This window comes from Bradyrhizobium sp. USDA3010, from assembly GCF_056429065.1.
Genome location: NZ_JBWJZD010000147.1, coordinates 1 through 389 on the forward strand (window position 1 = coordinate 1; position 389 = coordinate 389).

Here is a 389-nt window from a genome sequence, read left to right on the forward strand (position 1 = left end):
CGTCGATCCGTTCGCCTGGCTCACCCTCACGCTTCAGCGTATCGCCAATGGCTGGCCGAGCAGCCAAATCGACGTACTTATGCCATGGAACCACGCCGCCTGACGGCCTCAGCTTGCCGCTTACGAAGAAGTAAGCGGATTGATATGATCAAGGTCGCGATAGGCTGGCTGGAATTACCGCACTGGCTCATCATCGCCGGAGTCGCGCTGGTAGTCGTCGGCCTCATTGGCCTTGTGATCAGCCGCAGGCGTCGGGCCCATATCCGAGACGAACCAGCCACCGAGCCGCGCCCCGAATTGTCACCGCTCCCGGACCTTCTTGGCTCCAGGCCACGAGACAGCCGACGTAGAACGCCAGCGGAGCCGCAGGCGGATTGAGCCGCCCAAGC

At 62.7% G+C, this 389-nt stretch carries 1 protein-coding gene; it reads left to right on the forward strand.

All coding sequences use genetic code 11. The features are described 5' to 3' along the window. Positions 1-103 (forward strand): transposase domain-containing protein (locus AC066Y_RS43345; protein ID WP_478278960.1); only part of this gene is annotated, 103 nt, incomplete at its 5' end. Between the last annotated feature and the right edge of the window lie 286 nt (positions 104-389).